This is a genomic window from Streptomyces sp. 1222.5 (genome assembly GCF_900105245.1).
GTDB lineage: Bacteria > Actinomycetota > Actinomycetes > Streptomycetales > Streptomycetaceae > Streptomyces > Streptomyces albidocamelliae.
Window position 1 is genome coordinate 8,169,465 of record NZ_FNSZ01000001.1, and the last position, 16,277, is coordinate 8,185,741.

Annotated in this window: 13 protein-coding genes and 1 pseudogene; 7 read left to right on the forward strand and 7 right to left on the reverse strand. The window is 73.0% G+C overall.

The genetic code is table 11. The annotated features are described in order from the left end of the window. The first annotated feature begins 60 nt into the window (after positions 1-60). A complete protein-coding gene (locus tag BLW57_RS37040) occupies positions 61-489 on the forward strand; it encodes a hypothetical protein (RefSeq protein ID WP_093480053.1) in 429 nt (142 codons plus the stop codon). A 278-nt stretch (positions 490-767) separates the two neighbouring features. Here the strand turns inward: BLW57_RS37040 and snpA are convergent, their stop codons facing one another. After that, on the reverse strand, positions 768-1,457 hold the full coding sequence (gene snpA, locus BLW57_RS37045) for a snapalysin (protein WP_093480054.1): 690 nt from the start codon (positions 1,455-1,457) through the stop codon (positions 768-770). A 213-nt stretch (positions 1,458-1,670) separates the two neighbouring features. On the opposite strand from snpA, the gene BLW57_RS37050 reads away from it, so the two are divergent. Both BLW57_RS37050 and BLW57_RS37055 read left to right on the forward strand, forming a co-directional pair. Then, positions 1,671-2,708 carry a LysR family transcriptional regulator gene (locus BLW57_RS37050; protein ID WP_093480055.1) on the forward strand — a complete coding sequence of 346 codons (1,038 nt, stop codon included), beginning with the start codon at positions 1,671-1,673 and terminating at the stop codon, positions 2,706-2,708. Positions 2,709-2,960: 252 nt separating this feature from the next. Next, entirely contained in the window at positions 2,961-4,709 is a 1,749-nt protein-coding gene (locus BLW57_RS37055; RefSeq protein ID WP_093481096.1) for a serine/threonine-protein kinase, read from the forward strand. A gap of 35 nt (positions 4,710-4,744) precedes the next feature. Here the strand turns inward: BLW57_RS37055 and BLW57_RS37060 are convergent, their stop codons facing one another. Together BLW57_RS37060 and BLW57_RS37065 are read right to left on the reverse strand one after the other, a co-directional pair. Beyond that, positions 4,745-7,588, reverse strand: a complete 2,844-nt coding sequence (locus BLW57_RS37060; RefSeq protein ID WP_093480056.1) for a type 2 lanthipeptide synthetase LanM family protein — start codon at positions 7,586-7,588, stop codon at positions 4,745-4,747. A 68-nt stretch (positions 7,589-7,656) separates the two neighbouring features. Then, on the reverse strand, positions 7,657-7,857 hold the full coding sequence (locus BLW57_RS37065) for a DUF6229 family protein (protein WP_218137927.1): 201 nt from the start codon (positions 7,855-7,857) through the stop codon (positions 7,657-7,659). A 239-nt stretch (positions 7,858-8,096) separates the two neighbouring features. On the opposite strand from BLW57_RS37065, the gene BLW57_RS37070 reads away from it, so the two are divergent. After that, positions 8,097-8,735: a hypothetical protein gene (locus tag BLW57_RS37070; RefSeq protein ID WP_256339701.1), complete on the forward strand. Its 639-nt coding sequence runs from the start codon at positions 8,097-8,099 to the stop codon at positions 8,733-8,735. 33 nt (positions 8,736-8,768) lie between these two features. Here BLW57_RS37070 and BLW57_RS37075 read toward each other — a convergent pair. Both BLW57_RS37075 and BLW57_RS37080 read right to left on the reverse strand, forming a co-directional pair. Further along, a pseudogene (locus BLW57_RS37075) lies at positions 8,769-9,975 on the reverse strand (spore photoproduct lyase family protein). Between the two features lie 97 nt (positions 9,976-10,072). Then, complete coding sequence (locus tag BLW57_RS37080) at positions 10,073-10,834, reverse strand: TetR/AcrR family transcriptional regulator (RefSeq protein WP_093480057.1); 762 nt, start codon at positions 10,832-10,834, stop codon at positions 10,073-10,075. Between the two features lie 128 nt (positions 10,835-10,962). Here BLW57_RS37080 and BLW57_RS37085 point away from each other — a divergent pair, with 128 nt between their 5' ends. Next, complete coding sequence (locus BLW57_RS37085) at positions 10,963-12,186, forward strand: saccharopine dehydrogenase family protein (protein ID WP_093480058.1); 1,224 nt, start codon at positions 10,963-10,965, stop codon at positions 12,184-12,186. Positions 12,187-12,508: 322 nt separating this feature from the next. Here the strand turns inward: BLW57_RS37085 and BLW57_RS37090 are convergent, their stop codons facing one another. After that, a complete protein-coding gene (locus BLW57_RS37090) occupies positions 12,509-12,982 on the reverse strand; it encodes a MarR family winged helix-turn-helix transcriptional regulator (RefSeq protein WP_093480059.1) in 474 nt (157 codons plus the stop codon). Between the two features lie 100 nt (positions 12,983-13,082). On the opposite strand from BLW57_RS37090, the gene BLW57_RS37095 reads away from it, so the two are divergent. Next, positions 13,083-13,928: an SDR family NAD(P)-dependent oxidoreductase gene (locus tag BLW57_RS37095; protein WP_093480060.1), complete on the forward strand. Its 846-nt coding sequence runs from the start codon at positions 13,083-13,085 to the stop codon at positions 13,926-13,928. Between the two features lie 64 nt (positions 13,929-13,992). On the opposite strand, the gene BLW57_RS37100 is transcribed toward BLW57_RS37095, so the two are convergent. Beyond that, positions 13,993-14,589 (reverse strand): TetR/AcrR family transcriptional regulator, encoded by a 597-nt coding sequence (locus tag BLW57_RS37100; protein WP_093480061.1) that lies wholly within the window; start codon positions 14,587-14,589, stop codon positions 13,993-13,995. 70 nt (positions 14,590-14,659) lie between these two features. Here BLW57_RS37100 and BLW57_RS37105 point away from each other — a divergent pair, with 70 nt between their 5' ends. Then, positions 14,660-16,276 carry an FAD-binding oxidoreductase gene (locus BLW57_RS37105; protein WP_093480062.1) on the forward strand — a complete coding sequence of 539 codons (1,617 nt, stop codon included), beginning with the start codon at positions 14,660-14,662 and terminating at the stop codon, positions 16,274-16,276. Position 16,277: the final 1 nt, after the last annotated feature.

The window sequence follows — 16,277 nt, forward strand, 5'->3', positions numbered from 1 at the left end:
ATACCGGGCCGGCTCGGCGGTGCCACGTTTGTTCCGCCGGGTGCGGGCAACGCGAAGTCCATGACTGAATCGAACGATGACTCGAGCCGGAAGTCCGCGGCGGTGCGCGAGAGCGCGTCCAAGGCGCGGCGGACGGCGGACAAGGCGACGGCACCGGCCGGCCGGGCGGCGAAGAAGGCCGTGACGACCACCGACGGTGCCGTGTCGGCCGCGAAGGCCGGCACCGAGCGTGCGGCCGGGGCGACGAGCGCGGCCGCCCGTACGGCGGCCCAGGGCGTCGAATCGGGCCGGCAGGCGCTGATCACGGCATCCGGCCAGGTCGCGGCCACGGCCAAGACGGCCTGGACGGTCATCGCCCACCGCAAGGTGATCGCCGCCGGTGTGGGCGCGGGGCTCACCGCGTGGACCGCCGCGTCCTATGCGATGGGGCGACGGGCCGAGCGCCAGACGCACGGGCCGCTCACCCGTCTCACCAGCGGACGTTTCTGACCCGTCCACGGACGCGGTCCGACATGTCCACCGGTGGAACAGGACACGCCCGCTCTCCCGGACGCACCAGGGCCGGCCCATCCCCGTCGCACCAGACGGCGGTGGGCCGGCCCCCTGCCGTCGCACGGCCGGTGGGCCGGGGCCCTGCCGTCGTGCGGTCAGTGGGCCGGCCCAGGCCGTTCCTACGGCAGCGGTACGGACCACGGTCGGCGCCGCGGTCCGTACCGGGGCGGGCGGACCGGCGGGTGCCGGAGGCCGGTCCGCCTCGTCCACCGGGGTCAGCCGGTCTTGCTCAGCCGCGCGACGGCCTTGGCGAGACCGTTCACCCAGAGCTGGTTGACGCGGGCGCGCTCCGTGGAGTTCGGGTACCGGTTGGTGCAGGACGGGCCGGGGCCGCCGCCCGACATCAGCTCGCTGCACGGGCCGCTGTAGTGGTCGGGCAGACCCAGCACGTGACCGGTCTCGTGGGCGGCGACACGGATCGAGTCGTACTGCCGGTTCTGCGCGTAGTCCAGGAAGATGTAGCCGCTGCCGTGGCCGTCGGTCGACGCGTACGATCCACGCGAGTCGTTGCCCTCGTAGTAGGCGAAGTCCGCGCCGCCCGAGGTCGCCTGGAGCTTGACGTTCGACACGGAACTGTTCCAGATGGAGGCGGCGCTCGATATCTGGGAGCGGAAGCTCGGCGCCTGGGAGGCGTTGTAGTAGACGGTCACCACCTTCAGGGAGGGCTGGGCGGCCTGCCGCTTCGCCACCGACTTCAGAACGGCGTCGAAGAACGCCTTGTTGCCGGAGTTCTCGGCCGAACCGACGTAGCCGGCGGCGGAGGTGCGGGCCGGGGCCTCGGCGGTGCTCCGGGCACTCGCCGGCGTCGCGGTGCCGAGCGCGGCGGAGGCCAGACCCAGGCCGAGCGCGAGGGCCAGAAGTCTCCTGGAGTTCTTCGGCCGGTCGGGCATGGGGAACGAAGCCATGTGGGGGGCTCCTTCTCGTCCTGTGGGGTTGAACGATCGGTTGCCCTGGAGTCTCCTTCAGTCCAACGGCGCTGCGGATGATGGCAGTTGGGGATAGCGCGGTGCTATCGGCGGCCGGCTCGACACTCGTGCCGCCCGGCTCGGCCGACTCGTCCGGATTCGTTGGAACTTGAACATCTGGTGTACCGACCCGCGCCGCCCTACGCTCCCTCCATGGAGTTGGAGGTGAGGCACCTGCGCGTTCTCTGTGCCATCGCCGACACCGGCAGTCTGCACAAGGCGGCCCGGCAACTCGGCCTGGCGCAACCCTCGTTGAGCACGCAGCTGCGACGTATCGAGCATGCGCTGGGCGCCCCGCTCTTCGTGCGCGCCCGGACCGGCTGCCGGCCGACCCCGCTGGGGCTCGCGGTGCTGAGCCGCGCCAGGCCCCTGGTGGCGGAGTTCGCCGCGATCGTCACGGAGACCCGGGCGGCGGCCGCCCGCGCCGCTGGGGGCTTCCAGCTGCGCATCGGCGCCACGGCGAGCCGGGCCATCCCGGGCTGGTTACGTCTGCTGCGGGCCCGGGTCCCACGGATCGAACCCACCCTCCAGATGAACGTCTCCGCCAACTTCCTGCTCGGCATGGTCGCCGCGGGGCGGCTCGACATAGCGTTCGTGCACGAGGTCGAGGGCAGTCCGCTGCGCATACCGCCCGGGCTCAGCCTGCGCGTCCTCGTCGAGCGCGAGCCGCAGTTCGTCACGCTCGCGGCGGACCACCCGGCGGCGGCCCGTCGGCAGGTACCGCTCGCCGACCTGGCCGGCGACCGCTGGATGGTCGATTCCACGGTCGACGGGGAGTGGGACGCCCTGTGCCGGGCACTGCGCGCGGCCGGACTGGAGTCGGAGATGCTGCACGGCGACTACCTCACCGCGTACTCGCTGGCCGCCACCGGCGAGGTGGTCACGGTGAGCCAGCCCACCGCCCACCCCCGTCCCGACCTCGCGATCCGCCCCCTGGAGGGCGACCCGATCGGCGTACGCCTCCTGCTCGCGGCCCGTACGGAGGCCGAGCTGGACAGCGTCTACCAGGAGTTGGAGGAGTCGTACTGGACGGTGGCCCGCGACGCTCCGGCCTACCGGGAGTGGCTGGAACGGGCACGCGTGCCGCTCGTAACGCTCGACCGCGCCGCCGAGCCCCCGCTCGGCCGACGAAGACCGGGCTGTCCGGCCCAGGCGTCCGCGAGACCGGCGGCCCCCAGCGCCCACTGCTGATCGTCGAGCCGGCGCTCGTCCGGATGGTGTTCACGTCCTCCGTCGCCGGGGTCCTTCCAGCCGGTCTGCAACGCCTCCAAGTCCTTCGTGCGGTCCTTCGCCGAGGCGCCGCGGAACGAGGTGACGGGCACCGACGGACGCGGCTGAGCAGCGGGTGACGCGGGCGCCGCAGGGCGACCGTGCGCCGGGGCCGCCCGCCTGGCCACGAGGCCCGTGCCACGGGTGTCGGCGGCGACAACTATGCTCCCGCGCATGAGCGATGCGGGCAGCGACACCAGCGGTAGACGGGTTGTGGACGGGCGCTTCGAGCTGGAGAAACGGCTCGGCGGCGGCGGTATGGGCATGGTCTGGCTGGCCCGCGACCTGATGCTGCACCGGCACGTGGCCGTCAAGGAGGTCCGGCCGGCCGACCCCGACCTCGCGGAGTACGACCCGGAGGCGGCGCGGCAGCTGCGGGAACGGGTCCTGCGGGAGGCCCGCGCCCTGGCCCGGCTGGACCATCCCAACGTGGTGACGATCCACCACATCGTCGACGGCGGCACGGGCGGCTTCCCCTGGATCGTGATGGAGCTCGTCACCGGCGGCTCCCTGGCCGACCGCCTCGCCCGCGGGCCGATGGACCCCAGGGAGGCGGCACTGCTCGGACGGGAGGTGCTGGCGGCCCTGAGCGCGGCGCACGCCGCGGGCATCGAGCACCGTGACGTGAAACCCGCCAACGTCCTCCTGCGACCCGACGGGCGCCCGGTGCTCACCGACTTCGGCATCGCGGCGATCCGCGAGTCCACGGCGCTCACGGCGACCGGATCGGTGATCGGCACACCCGACTACATGGCCCCGGAACGCGTCTCGGGCCACGACGGCGGGCCCGCCTCCGACCTGTGGTCGCTGGGCATGATGCTGTACACCGCCGTGGAAGGCCGGCATCCGCTGCGAAGGGGTTCGACGTTGGCGACCCTCGCGGCCGTCATCAGCGAGGACATCCCGCCGCCGGTCCACGCCGGCGCGCTGACCGACGTCCTGGCCCGGGTCCTCGTCCGCGACCCCGCCGCACGTCCCGGCGCGCAGGCACTGGAGCGGATGCTGGCGGCCGCGGCCCGTGACGCCGGGACACCGCCGACCTCGTACCAGCTGAGGCCCCCGCCCGTCGTACCACCGCTCCCCGCCCCGGCGACGGTGACTCCCGGTGTGCCGGGTCCCGGCCACGCCACGGCGGCGGACGGCTTCGGCCCGGCGCCCGTGATGCTCCCGGGGCCGTACGACAGCCCGGGGCACACGGTGGCACCGGGTCCCGAGGACGCGCGGCCCGGGTCGACGACCATGCCCGTACGCCGCGGACGCGGCCGGCGCTGGACGTTGGTGACCGTGCCGGTCGTGGGAGTGGCGCTCGCCGGCACCCTCATGTGGACGCTGCGGCCGCACGGGGGCACCCATGACTCCTCCTCCGGGTCGGGGCCCTCGCACTCCGCCGACGCCACCACCGGGGCGGCGACACCGTCCGGATCGGCACGGGTCTCCGCCTCTCCCGCAGGCAAGGAACAGACGGGTGGCAAGAGCCTGTTGACCCCGGACGGCATCCGCACCGCCGTCGAGGCGATCAAGAAGGCGACGGGCCGGGACCGCTTCGGAGGTCTCACGGTGTACCCGGAGTACGTCTCCGCCGACGTGATGGTGAAGGGCAGCGACACCAAGTACGACTCGTACACCTACCGTCCCGGGCAGGGCGTGGAGGAGAGCATCATCCACTCGAAGCTGTTCCCTGGGAAGACCGCCATCACCCTCGAGGGTTTCGACTGGGACGCGGTCCCGGCGCTGATCCGCGAGGCAGGGAAGAAGCTGAACGTCGACCATCCCAAAACGCGCTACCTGGTGCTGGAACTGGCGGACGACGCCTTCGGCACCCCCGACGGCATGGCCGTGTACCTCAGCGACGACTACGGCACCGGCTACCTCCAGGCGGATCGCAAGGGGAAGGTCGTACGGGTGATGCCCGCCGACGACTGAGGGGCGCCCCGGCCGCCGCCCCGCGCCGGCGCGGATCAGTCGAGGAGCAGGGGATCGGGCAGGGACGCCGACCGGTGCATGCACAGCAGGCTGTGCACGACGCCCGAGAGTCCCGACATCAGGCTCGGGGAGAACGCCTCGCGGGCCAGCCCGCCGACGGGACCGCGCTGTTCCAGACCGGTGAGGATCTCACCGTCCAGGTCGTCGGGAGTGCCGAGGTCATCGGCGCCGTCACCGCTCATGGACGTGAGGAACCGCCAGAGGCCGAGGTCGCCGTGGCACAGGGTGTGGCTCCAGCCGAAGCCCTCGGCGGCACAGGCACGGGCGGCCCGGCGGGCCATGTCCAGGTGGGCCGGCTCGCCCGTGCGCCGGTGCAGGTCGAGCATGCCGATGCCGATGCCCGCGCTGCCGTGGCACCAGCTGGTGAAGAAGTCCTCCTCGGCACCGTCGCGGATGTCGAGCCAGTTGCCCTCGCCGGGCTGCCACAGGGACTCCTGGAAGTCGAAGGCCCGCTCGGCGATGTGCCGCCAGGCCCGCCGCTCCGCCGGGGTGCCGGCCCCGCTGAGCGCGAGCCGGGCCAGCGCCCAGCCGATGCCGGTGGCGCCGTGCGCGAACCCGCCGATGCCCTCGGGGTTCAGCCGGGTCGTCCAGCGGGCGCCGCCGGAGTCGACGGCGGCCAGCCGGATCAGCCGGCGGCCGATGTGCGCGGCGACGGACAGCCAGCGGTCCTGACCGGTGGCCTCGGCCAGGCCGAGCAGCGGGACGATGCCACCGGCGGCCCCGTTGAGGAGATCCACCTCGACGTCGTCGTCGACGAGGCGCCCTTCGAGGAGTACGGCCCGTTCGGCGGCCCGCGCCAGCGGCCACGGCTCGTCGAGCACCCGGTGCAGCGCCAGCCACGTCCACACCTGCGACGCGGCCCCGCTGAACGCCCCCGCCGACGGAGTGGGTGTCCGGTCCTCGGTGCCGATCAGCACGCGCAGCGCGCCCTCGAAGGTCTCCTCGACGCCCGCTACGTCGTCCGCCCGGCCGGCGCGGACCTCGTGCACGTACTCCGCGAGCGTGAGCGTCACCCCGCCCTGCCCGGTGTACAGGTCGGCGGGCAGCACCCTGATGGACCAGCCCGCCGGGGTGAAGACCGGGCTGATCCAGGTGACCGTGCCGTCCGCACCGCGCACCGCCCCGTCGCACAGCCGGCGCACCATCGCCGCGGCCAGCCGTCGCCGGCGCGGCTCCCGGTCACGGGCGTGCGGTCGTTCGGCGGCGGCCTGCACCCGTGCGGGCAGCGAACGCTCGTTGAGGTAGGCGCCCACAAGGGCGTCCTGGATCACCGACTCCTCCAGCGCGAAGTCGGCGGCGCGCCAGTCCTCGACGGTGGTCCGTACGACGGCCGCGTCCACGGTGAAGCCGAACATCGGCACGTCACCGGCCAGCATGTCGGCGATCTCGCCGTCGATGGTCCCGGTGTCCGTCGGCGCGCCCGGCAGCACCTCGGCGTTGCGTCGCAGGATGTCCCGGGCCCGTTCCACGGCCGTCTCCTCGTCGTGCAGCGACGCCGGGTGCCACAGCATCCGGCCGATGTCGACGTAGGCCTGGGTCGGCCGCCGGATCCGCCGCACGCGGGCCCCTTCGAAGCGGTGCAGCAGCCCGAGCGGGTCCACCTCGCCGCGCCGCAGATGGGCGGTCATCTCCTGGAAGCCGTCCAGGATCCGGTCCCAGTACGTGCTCAGCACGGGGGCCGGGCTCGGGTGGTTGCCCGCCGTGGGCATAGCCACCAGGTCCACCTCGAAGCGGGCCGCCGCCGTGCCGCCCTCGGCGACCAACGGGTTGGGGATCAGCGGCTGCTGGCCGGGCAGCGCGCCCACGCCGGAGATGTCCACCCCGCCCAGCGCGAATCCGGTGCCCCGCACGGGCAGCAGTCCGGTGCGCAGCACGGTCCGGCGGATGGCCGCCGCCGCCAGGTCGACCGCGTCCCCGCGGCCGCTGGGCGGGAAGGGGGCGGGCGCGTCGAAGAGCGTCTCGGCGTCCACGATCACCGGCACCGGACCCGCCGCGATCATGTTCTCGGCGTGCATGTCGGTGCCACCGGTGAAGCGGAGCACGGCGAGCCAGTGCCCCATGTTCCGGTAGAAGGCGGTGAGTTCCGTGTCGTCCACACAGTAACGGTGCCGCACGAACTCGGCCCATCCGTAGCCCTCCCGCGGGAGGGTGCGGGGCACCCGGATCCGCTCGTTGCGTGGGGGCGCATCGGGGAAGTCCGCGAACAGCTCCTCCAGCAGCGCGCCGAGGGCGACGTCCACCTCGGACCGGCGTGGCTTGTACATGACCGTTCCGCCGGTGAGGTCGACCCGGCTGACGGTCAGGCCGCCTCCGTGGCTGTCGCCCGCCCCGAAGGTGACGGCCCGGAGGCGGCCCGCGGGTGCGCCGAGCATCGGCGCGAGCAGGCCGCGGTCGGCGGCGAGGCGTTCGGCGAGGGCGGCCGTGGCCGCCACCGACATCCGGGCGACGACGGCGATGCGCCGCCCGAGGCTCGGGTAGCGGCCGGCCAGCTTGTCCAGGTAGCCCTCCGCGCCGGCCTGTTCGATGAACGCGTTCCAGGTGGCGGTGTCCGGCGCTCCGGACCGCCCGCTGTCCGGGACACCCTGAGCCATGCGCAGGGCGTGCAGTTCGACGAGGAACAGCCGGGTGAGCTTCGCGTGCAGCGAGTCGAGCAGTGCCGTGTGCCCGGCTTCCAGCAGGACGTCCCGCTCCTCCCCGTGCAGTGCGGTCGCGGCCGCCAGCCGCCGGGCCAGGCCCTCCCGCCACGGACGCGCGATGCCGCGCACGGGACCGTCGAACCACTCCGCCCGTTCTCCGTCGCCCGGTGCCGATGCGTTCACCCTCCACCCTCCCTGTCTCTTCGGACGGCACGCGCCCCGTCGGACGCGTGCCGGGAAAACACGAGAGGTCAGCAGCACCAGCTGCCGCGCGACCCGCTCGGGCTGGAGCAGAAGCCGTACAGGGAGTCGCTCGGGTCGGTGAGCGCGGCCTCCGCGGCGGTGCCGCCGACGTACAGCGGGCCGGCGGGGTTGACCTCGCCGTACGCGGTCTCGGCGCCCGACAACCAGGCTTCGAGCACCGCGGCCGTGCGCACACTGTTCTGAGACATGGGTGGCCTCCGAATTCGCGAGTGAGGGCGGTTCGCCCAGCCCGAGTATCGCCGTGTTCGACGGCCCGTCAGCCGATCAATCAAGCCACTGTCGTGCGGTGGTCCATGGGTGAGCCGGGGCTGCCGGGACGGGGGAGGGGCGTCCGGTGGCACCAGTCCGACTCGCGCGGCGGCGCGGCAGCACCGACGATGAGTCCAAGATCTCCTCGTGCACGTTCCCCACCTGCAAGGAAGACCGCATGCCCTCCCACCGCCGGACCGGCCTCCACAGCGTTCGTCCTCGTTCCCTGGCATCGATCACCTTGACGTGTTGCTGCCTCGCGGCAGCGGGCGTACTCACCGGTTGCGGCAACGGCGGCGGTGGCACCGGCTCCACCGCCAGCGCGACGCCCACCGCCCCGGACACGGCGTCGTTCAGCGGGGCGCCGCCCTCGGCGCTGGCCTCCTCCGCGTCGTCGGCCATCGCCTCCGCCCGGGAGTCGGTCTCGGCGGCCGCTTCCTCGGCGTCGGCCCGCGCCTCGGAGTTCGAGGCCTCGGTGTCGGCCGAGTTCGAGCGCAGGACCCAGGCGGCCCAGAACGCGCTCAAGGGGGTCGAGGGCAGCGGCAACGCGGTGTCCGACGTCGGCATGACCGGCATTCCCAAGGCGCAGACCGGGGGAGTGCTCGCCGTGCTGGTGACCATCACCAACAAGACGAGCCAGAAGGCGTCCTACGCCGTGCAGATCGACTTCGAGGACGCGGACCACCACGTCGTGGAGACCAGGTACACCGGCGCCGAGAACCTCGAACCCGGGAAGAAGGAACAGCCCATCGTCTTCAGCCACCAGCAGTCCGAGCAGAATCTCACCCCTCGACTGGCCAAGGCCCAGCGCTACTGACCGGCCCGTCCGCTCAGCCCTCCGTCAGGGCGGTCAGAAGGCGTAACGAATGCGAAGCCACGGCGCGTGGGCCGCGACCAGGGCGCGCAGGGTCTGTACGGCCTCCGCCTTGACGCGGTGGTCGTACCGGACGTTGACCGCCCCGTTCTCGGAGCGTTTCACCTCCTGAAGGCCCGGCTGCCACAGCACCTCCTCGGCGCGCGGATGCCAGCCGAGGTTGACCTCGTGCAGTTCCCGGTTGTGGGTCAGCATGATCACTTCGGCGGCCGCCTGCTGTTTGACCCGGTCCGGCAGGACGTCGTCGAGCTGCCGCAGCAACTCGGCCCACGCCTCCTGCCAGCCGGGGCGCAGGACGACGGGCGAGAGGTTGAAGTGGACCTCGTAGCCCGCGTCCAGGAAGTCCGCCGCGGCGGCGATCCGCTCGCCCACCGGTGAGGTGCGCACGTCCAGCAGCCGTGAGTCCTCGGCGGGCATCACCGAGAACCGGACGCGCGTCCGGCCGCGCGAGTCGAGCGCCAGCAGGTCGGGGTTGACGTACTTGGTGGCGAAGGAGGCCTTCGCGGTCGGCCACTGACGGAAGGCGTGCACCAGGTCCGCGGTGTTGTCGCAGATCAGCGCGTCCACGGAGCAGTCGCCGTTCTCCCCGACGTCGTAGACCCAGGCCGTCTCGTCGCACTGGTTGGGCTCCCGCTTGGGGCCCTGGCGCGCGATGTGCCGCCCCAGGTGGGCGATGATCCGGTCGATGTTGGTGAAGACGGTGACGGGGGTTCGCGTACCCCTTGCGGCGCGGCACGTAGCAGTAGGCGCAGGCCATCGCGCATCCGTTGGAGGCGCCGGGGGCGATCCAGTCGGCGGGCCGTCCGTTCGGCCGGGTGGTCAGCGACTTCCGCTCACCCAGGACGAGGGTCTCGCCCTTCACCCGCACCCAGCGCTCGACGTTGCCCTCGTTGCCGTGCAGCCCCGGGATGCGCCAGTGGGAGTCCACCTCCACGACGTTCGCGGCCGGGAACCGGGCGAGGATCTCGCGGCCGCGTCGGGACGCCGCGGCCGCGAGATCCGCGTAGATGTGCCGCACCGGCAGCAGACGGTGCGCCGCGGGCGAGTCGCGGAACGGGGGGCGGCCCTCCGGCAGGCGCGCCGGGGTCGTGCCGTCCCCGCCGGGCGTGGCGGTACCGGCCAGCGCGTCGAGACCGAACAGGGCGTCGGAGTCGCCGTCCGGTCCGGCGGCGGGATACGGCATCGGGTGCTCCGCTCGGGCTGGGGGAGGAATGGCCTGAACCAGGTCCAAGCACCCACCGTACGTGAGGAGGCGCGCCGACCCGCGGCGCGCGCCCTGCTCACCTGGCGTCGGCCGGTCCGCCCGGCCGGGCGGACCGGCCACGGGCGGTGCCCGCGGACCGTGCCGGGGCCAGTTGCGCGGCGGCGCTCTCCAGCAGGGTGTCCAGGACGGCCGGGTAGGCGCTGTGCGGCATGCGCGCGGCCAGCAGGGAGGCGGTCGCGGCGATGTGCGGGTAGCTCTCCGCGGGGAGTCGGGCATAGGTGGAGGTCCACATGTCCTCGTCCGCCGCACGTGCCTCCTCCGTCAGGGCGAGCGCTCCGGCGTCGAGGGCCACGAAGGCCAGACTCAGGTCGATGAAGGCGTGGTAGAGCCGGACGGCGGCGGGGTCGGGGAAGCCCGCGGAGCGCAGGATGCCCAGGATCGTCTCGTCGACCGCGATCTCCCGGGGCCGGCCCGTCACCCGGCTCGCGGTCAGGGCGGCGGCGTGCGGGTGGGCGAGGTACGCGGAGTGGATGGCGAGCCCGAGGGCACGCAGGTCCGCGCGCCACGCGCCGGTGGCGGTCCAGCTGTCCAGCGCCCGCCCCATCAGCTCCTCGCCGATGGCCCGGGTCAGGTCGTCCATACCGCCGAAGTAGCGGTACAGGGTGCTCGGGTCCGCGCCGAGCGCGGTGCCCAGCCGGCGTGCGGTCAGGCCGGCGCTGCCGTGTTCGCGCAGCACCCGCAGCGCGGTCCGCACGATCAGCGCCTCGGACAGCACTGTGCCCTGCTGGGTCGGCCGGCGCCTGCGCCGCGCCGCCTCGGGCACCACCTGCTTGGCCATACGGACCACTCCTCCTCGGCGCGCCACGGCGGCACTCCTTATGCCAACGCAGTTGACTTTACCTTGGGCGGTCCCGTTGCATCGGGCGTCCCGCAAAGGCGGGTGCCTTGCGGAGAAAGGTGTCGGACATGCGAGTACTTCTCGTGGGCGCGGGCGGTGTCGGAACCGCCGTCACCCGGATCGCGGCCCGCCGCGGCTTCCTGACCCGCATGGTCGTGGCGGACTACGACCTGAGCCGGGCCGAGGCGGCCGTCTCCGCGCTGAAGGAGCGGGGAGACCGCTTCAGCGCCCGGCGCCTGGACGCCTCGGACGAGGACGGGGTGCGCAGGCTGCTCACGGAGGAGCGCTGCGACGTCCTGCTCAACGCGACCGACCCGCGGTTCGTGATGTCCCTGTTCCGCGCGGCGCTCGCGACGGGCGCGCACTACGTCGACATGGCCATGTCGCTGTCCGCCCCGCACGCCGAGCGCCCGTACGAGGAGTGCGGCGTCAAGCTGGGCGACGACCAGTTCGAACTGGCCGGCCACTGGGCCGAGTCGGGCCGGCTGGCGCTGGTCGGCATGGGGGTGGAACCCGGCCTGTCCGACGTCTTCGCCCGGTACGCCGCCGACGAACTCTTCGACGAGATCGAGGAGATCGGCGTCCGTGACGGGGCCAACCTGACCGTCGAGGGCTATGACTTCGCCCCTTCCTTCAGCATCTGGACCACCATCGAGGAGTGCCTGAACCCGCCGGTGGTCTACGAGAGGGACCGGGGCTGGTTCACCACCGCGCCGTTCAGCGAACCGGAGGTCTTCGACTTCCCCGAGGGCATCGGCCCGGTCGAGTGCGTGAACGTGGAGCACGAGGAGGTGCTGCTCATCCCGCGCTGGGTGGACGCGCGCCGGGTGACGTTCAAGTACGGCCTCGGCGACGACTTCATCGCCAAGCTGAAGACCCTCCACGAGCTGGGCCTGGACTCCACCGCGAAGGTCGGCGTCCCGGGCGAGGGCGGGGCCGTGCGGGTCTCCCCGCGGGACGTGGTCGCCGCCTGCCTGCCGGACCCGGCCACCCTGGGCGACCGCATGACCGGCAAGACGTGTGCCGGCACCTGGGTGAAGGGCACGAAGGACGGAGCTCCCCGCGAGGTGTACCTCTACCACGTGGTCGACAACCAGTGGTCGATGGACGAGTACGGCTCCCAGGCCGTGGTCTGGCAGACCGCGGTGAATCCGGTCGTCGCCCTCGAACTCCTCGCCACCGGCGCCTGGTCGGGCAAGGGAGTCCTCGGCCCCGAGGCCCTGCCGCCCCGCCCCTTCCTCGACCTGCTCACCGAGTACGGCACTCCCTGGGGCCTGCGCGAGCAGGGCTGAGGCCCGGCTCCGCGGCCCACGCCGCCACCGGTGTGGTGAGGGCGAGGGCGCAGGGACGACGAAGCCGCCCGCCGGGTATGCCCCGGGCGGGCGGCTGCTGCCGTAGCCGTTCAGAGATCGAGGTCGGCGGCGGCCGAGGTGTCCTGGGCCGCTGGACGACACCGGCAGGAAGCCGGTGACGGGATTCGAACCCGCGTTTCCCGCTGTGCAGGCGAAGTAGCCGCTGCCTGCGCACCTGAACGAGCACCACCCTAGTGCGCGGCCGCCCCGCGGGACACCTCATTTGTCGGCGCGGTTCAGCGGCGTCGCTCGGCGGGCCCGGTCACCGGTCCTGCGCCAGCCGCTCCTTGTCCGCCTTGAGTTTCCGCCACACCGTGCCGAGCGCCTCCAGGTCGTGCTCGTCGAGGAGATCGGTGAACACCGGCGCCAGGACCTCACGGCGGGTGGCGTCGGCCCGCTCGAAGAGGCGGTGGCCCTCGTCGGTCAGCGAGATCTCGACCGACCGTGCGTCACGCGCGGACGGGGTGCGGCTGACGAGGCCGCGGGCCTGGAGGGCGTCGACCACCCGCGAGACCTGGCTGCGGCTGAGCATGGTGCTGTTGCCGAGGACGGACGCGGGCACCGGATCGGGGCTGGAGGCCAGCCAGAGCATGACCTCGAACCAGGACACCGGGAGGTCGTGCGCCTTGGTGAGGGCCCGGTCGACGCGTTCGGTCATCACGGTGCCGGCCCAGACGAGCCCGTAGAAGGCGTAGTCGGCGGCGGCCATCTCGGCCTGGGGCAGCTTCTTCGGCATGCGTCGAAGTATAGGCGGGGTTGCGTGTGCACACACATAAAGCTATGTTGTGTGTGCACGCACATAAACCACGTGCTTCCGATCGCTCGAAAGGCCCCCCATGTCCGCCACCCCCCGCACCGTCCTCATCACCGGTACCTCCTCCGGTATCGGCCTGGCCGCCGCCGTGGCCGCCGCCCGGGCGGGCTGGCGCACGGTCGCCACCCTCCGCGACACCACCCGCGCCGACGCGCTGCGCAAGGCCGCCGCCGAAGCGGGCGTGGAGCTCGACATCCGCCGCCTCGACGTCACCGACGAGACCTCGGTCACCGCCGCGATCGACGGTGTGATCGCCGACTACGGCCGCCTGGACGCCGTCGTCAACAACGCGGGCGCCGGCCACCTGGGCACCCTGGAGAACGACTCCCTCGCGGACGTCCGCAAGGTGATGGAGGTCAACTTCTTCGGTGTGCTCAGCGTCTCCAAGGCCGCGCTGCCGCATCTCCGCGCCGTCGGCGGCCGCCTGATCACCGTCACCAGCGTCGGCGGTGTCGTCGGCCAGCCGTTCAACGAGGCCTACTGTGCCGCCAAGTTCGCCGTCGAGGGCTACATGGAGAGCCTTGCCCCCGTCGCCGGGACGCTCGGTGTGAGCGTGTCCGTCGTGGAACCCGGCGCAGTGGCGACCGAGTTCGTGAACAACATCGGCGTCGACCTCGAAGCCGGTATCGACGCCGGCGCGTACACCGACGCGCTGCGCCACTACATCGACCGCACCGTGGAGCAGTTCCTGGACGGCACCGCGCAGACCCCGGCCGGTGCGGCGGAGGCGGTCATGGAGGCCCTCGACGCCGAGCGGCCCGCGTTCCGGATCCAGACCACCGACTGGGCCCGTGCCTTCGTCGGCACCAAGCTGGCCGACGTCGACGGCTCCGCGGTGCAGTCCCTCACGGGTTCCTGGGTCGGCTGACCGGTCGCGCGGTCGCCCGACCGGGCCCGGGCGCGGCTGCGGTTCCGGCGCCGGGGCGCGCGGGTCAGCCGGCGCCCAGCGAGGTGAGCAGGCGGGCGCAGCGGGCCGTCATCTCGGCCGCGCTCTGGTCGGGGTGGTCGGACCACCAGCGCATCACCGCCGCCACCGTGTACTGCCAGACGTGGTCGAGGAGCTGGTGGTCGAGCGGGTCGTCGTGCCCGGCGTGGCTGAGGAGGACCGCCGCGCCGGCCGCACCCATGGCCGCGAGGCGCCCGCGGTAGAACTGCACGGCGTCGCGCGTCTCACCGGCCGGCGGCAGGGCCGGGTCGTAGAGCACCGCCCAGGCGTACCGGCAGTCCTCGACCGCGGTGAAGATCGCGGACAGCGTGTCCAGCGCGTGCTGCGCCGATCCGCTGCGCGTCCCGGCGGCGGCCACGGCGTCCACCAGCAGGCCGCCCACCCGGTGGACGCAGGCGAGGTACAGGCCGTCCTTGGAGTCGAAGTAGCTGTACACCAGCGGCTTGGAGATCCCCGCGCGCAGCGCGACGGCCGCGACGGACACCCCCGTGTAGCCCTTGCTGCCGAACTCCTCCAGCGCCACGTCGACGATCTGTCGCTCCCGGTCGGCGCGGGAGACGCCCTTCGTTCCGGCCTTGCCCATGGGCCCGATCCTACCCCACGATATGACCGCACAGTAATTTACCCATGGGTCAATTGGCGGGAGTGGTGTCATGACGCGTTCGTGGTGGGGCTGGGGCAATGCCGAGGACGCGGTGAAAGGCGCCGAACTCGAGGCGCTGCTCGAACGTGCGCGCATGTTGATGCCGGGGGAACTGGCGGATCACGAGCCGCCGGACATCGCCTCGCTCGGCCTGCCCGCGCCCCGGGTGACCGCGCCCGCCTCCCTGGCCGGCCTGTGCTCCGCCGACCCGTGCGACCGGGCGGCGCACGCGCACGGCAAGGCGTTCCGGGACGTGGTGCGCAACCTCCAGGGCGACCTGCGCCATGTGCCGGACCTCGTGGCACGGCCGCGCGACGAGCGCGAGGTGGTCGACCTCCTCGACTGGTGCACGCGCGAGGGCATCGCGGTGATCCCGTTCGGCGGGGGCAGTTCGGTGGTCGGCGGGGTCGAGCCGCGCTTCGACGGCCGCCCCGGCGTGGTCACCGTGGACCTGGAACGACTGGACCAGGTGGTGGAGATCGACCGGACGAGCCGGGCCGCCCGTATCCAGGCAGGCGTGTTCGGACCGCGATTGGAGGACCAGCTGCGCCCCCACGGGCTGACCCTGCGTCACTTCCCGCAGTCCTTCGAGTTCTCCACGCTCGGCGGTTGGCTCGCCACGCGCGCCGGCGGGCACTACGCGACGCTGTACACGCACATCGACGACCTGGTCGAGTCGATGCGCGTGGTCACGCCGAGCGGGGTCAGCGCGTCGCGGCGGCTGCCCGGCTCCGGCGCGGGACCGTCACCGGACCGCCTCTTCCTCGGCAGCGAGGGCACGCTGGGCATCATCACCGAGGCGTGGATGCGGGTGCAGCGACGTCCTCGGTGGCGCGCCAGGGCGTCGGTCCGTTTCGGCGAGTACGCGGCGGCGGTGGCCGCCACCCGGGCGATCGCGCAGAGCGGGCTGAACCCGGCGAACTGCCGCCTCCTCGACGCGGCCGAGGCCCTGCTCAACGCGGGCGCGGACGTCGGCGGCGGGCTGCTCGTCCTCGCCTTCGAGTCGGCGGACCACCCGGTCCACGCCCGACTGGAGAGGGCCCTGGAACTCTGCCGTGACCACGGCGGTCAGCCGTCGGGCATCACCTCGGGCGAGGCGCCCGGCCACGCCGGGGGAGAGCCGGACGGCCACTCCGGCGCCGGGTCCGCGGCGGAGAACTGGCGCTCGTCGTTCCTGCGCATGCCCTACCAGCGCGACGCGATGGCCCGTCACGCGGTGATCGCCGAGACGTTCGAGACGGCGTGCACGTGGGACAGGTTCGACGCACTTCACCGGGCGGTCACCGAGGCGGCCCGGCAGGCCATGTACGAGGTCACCGGCACCGGCGTGGTCACCTGCCGGTTCACCCACGTCTATCCGGACGGACCGGCGCCGTACTTCGGCGTGTACGCCCCCGGCCGCTGGGGGAGCATGGTGAGCCAGTGGGACCACATCAAGGCGGCGGTGTCCGAGGCGATCGAGACGCACGGCGGCACGATCACCCACCACCACGCGGTCGGCCGCGACCATCGCCCCTGGTACGACCGCCAGCGCCCCGGCCCCTTCGCCGCGGCACTGACGGCCGCCAAGACCGCCCTCGACCCGGCCGGCGTCCTCAATCCCGGTGTGTTGCTGCCGACCCCGTGAG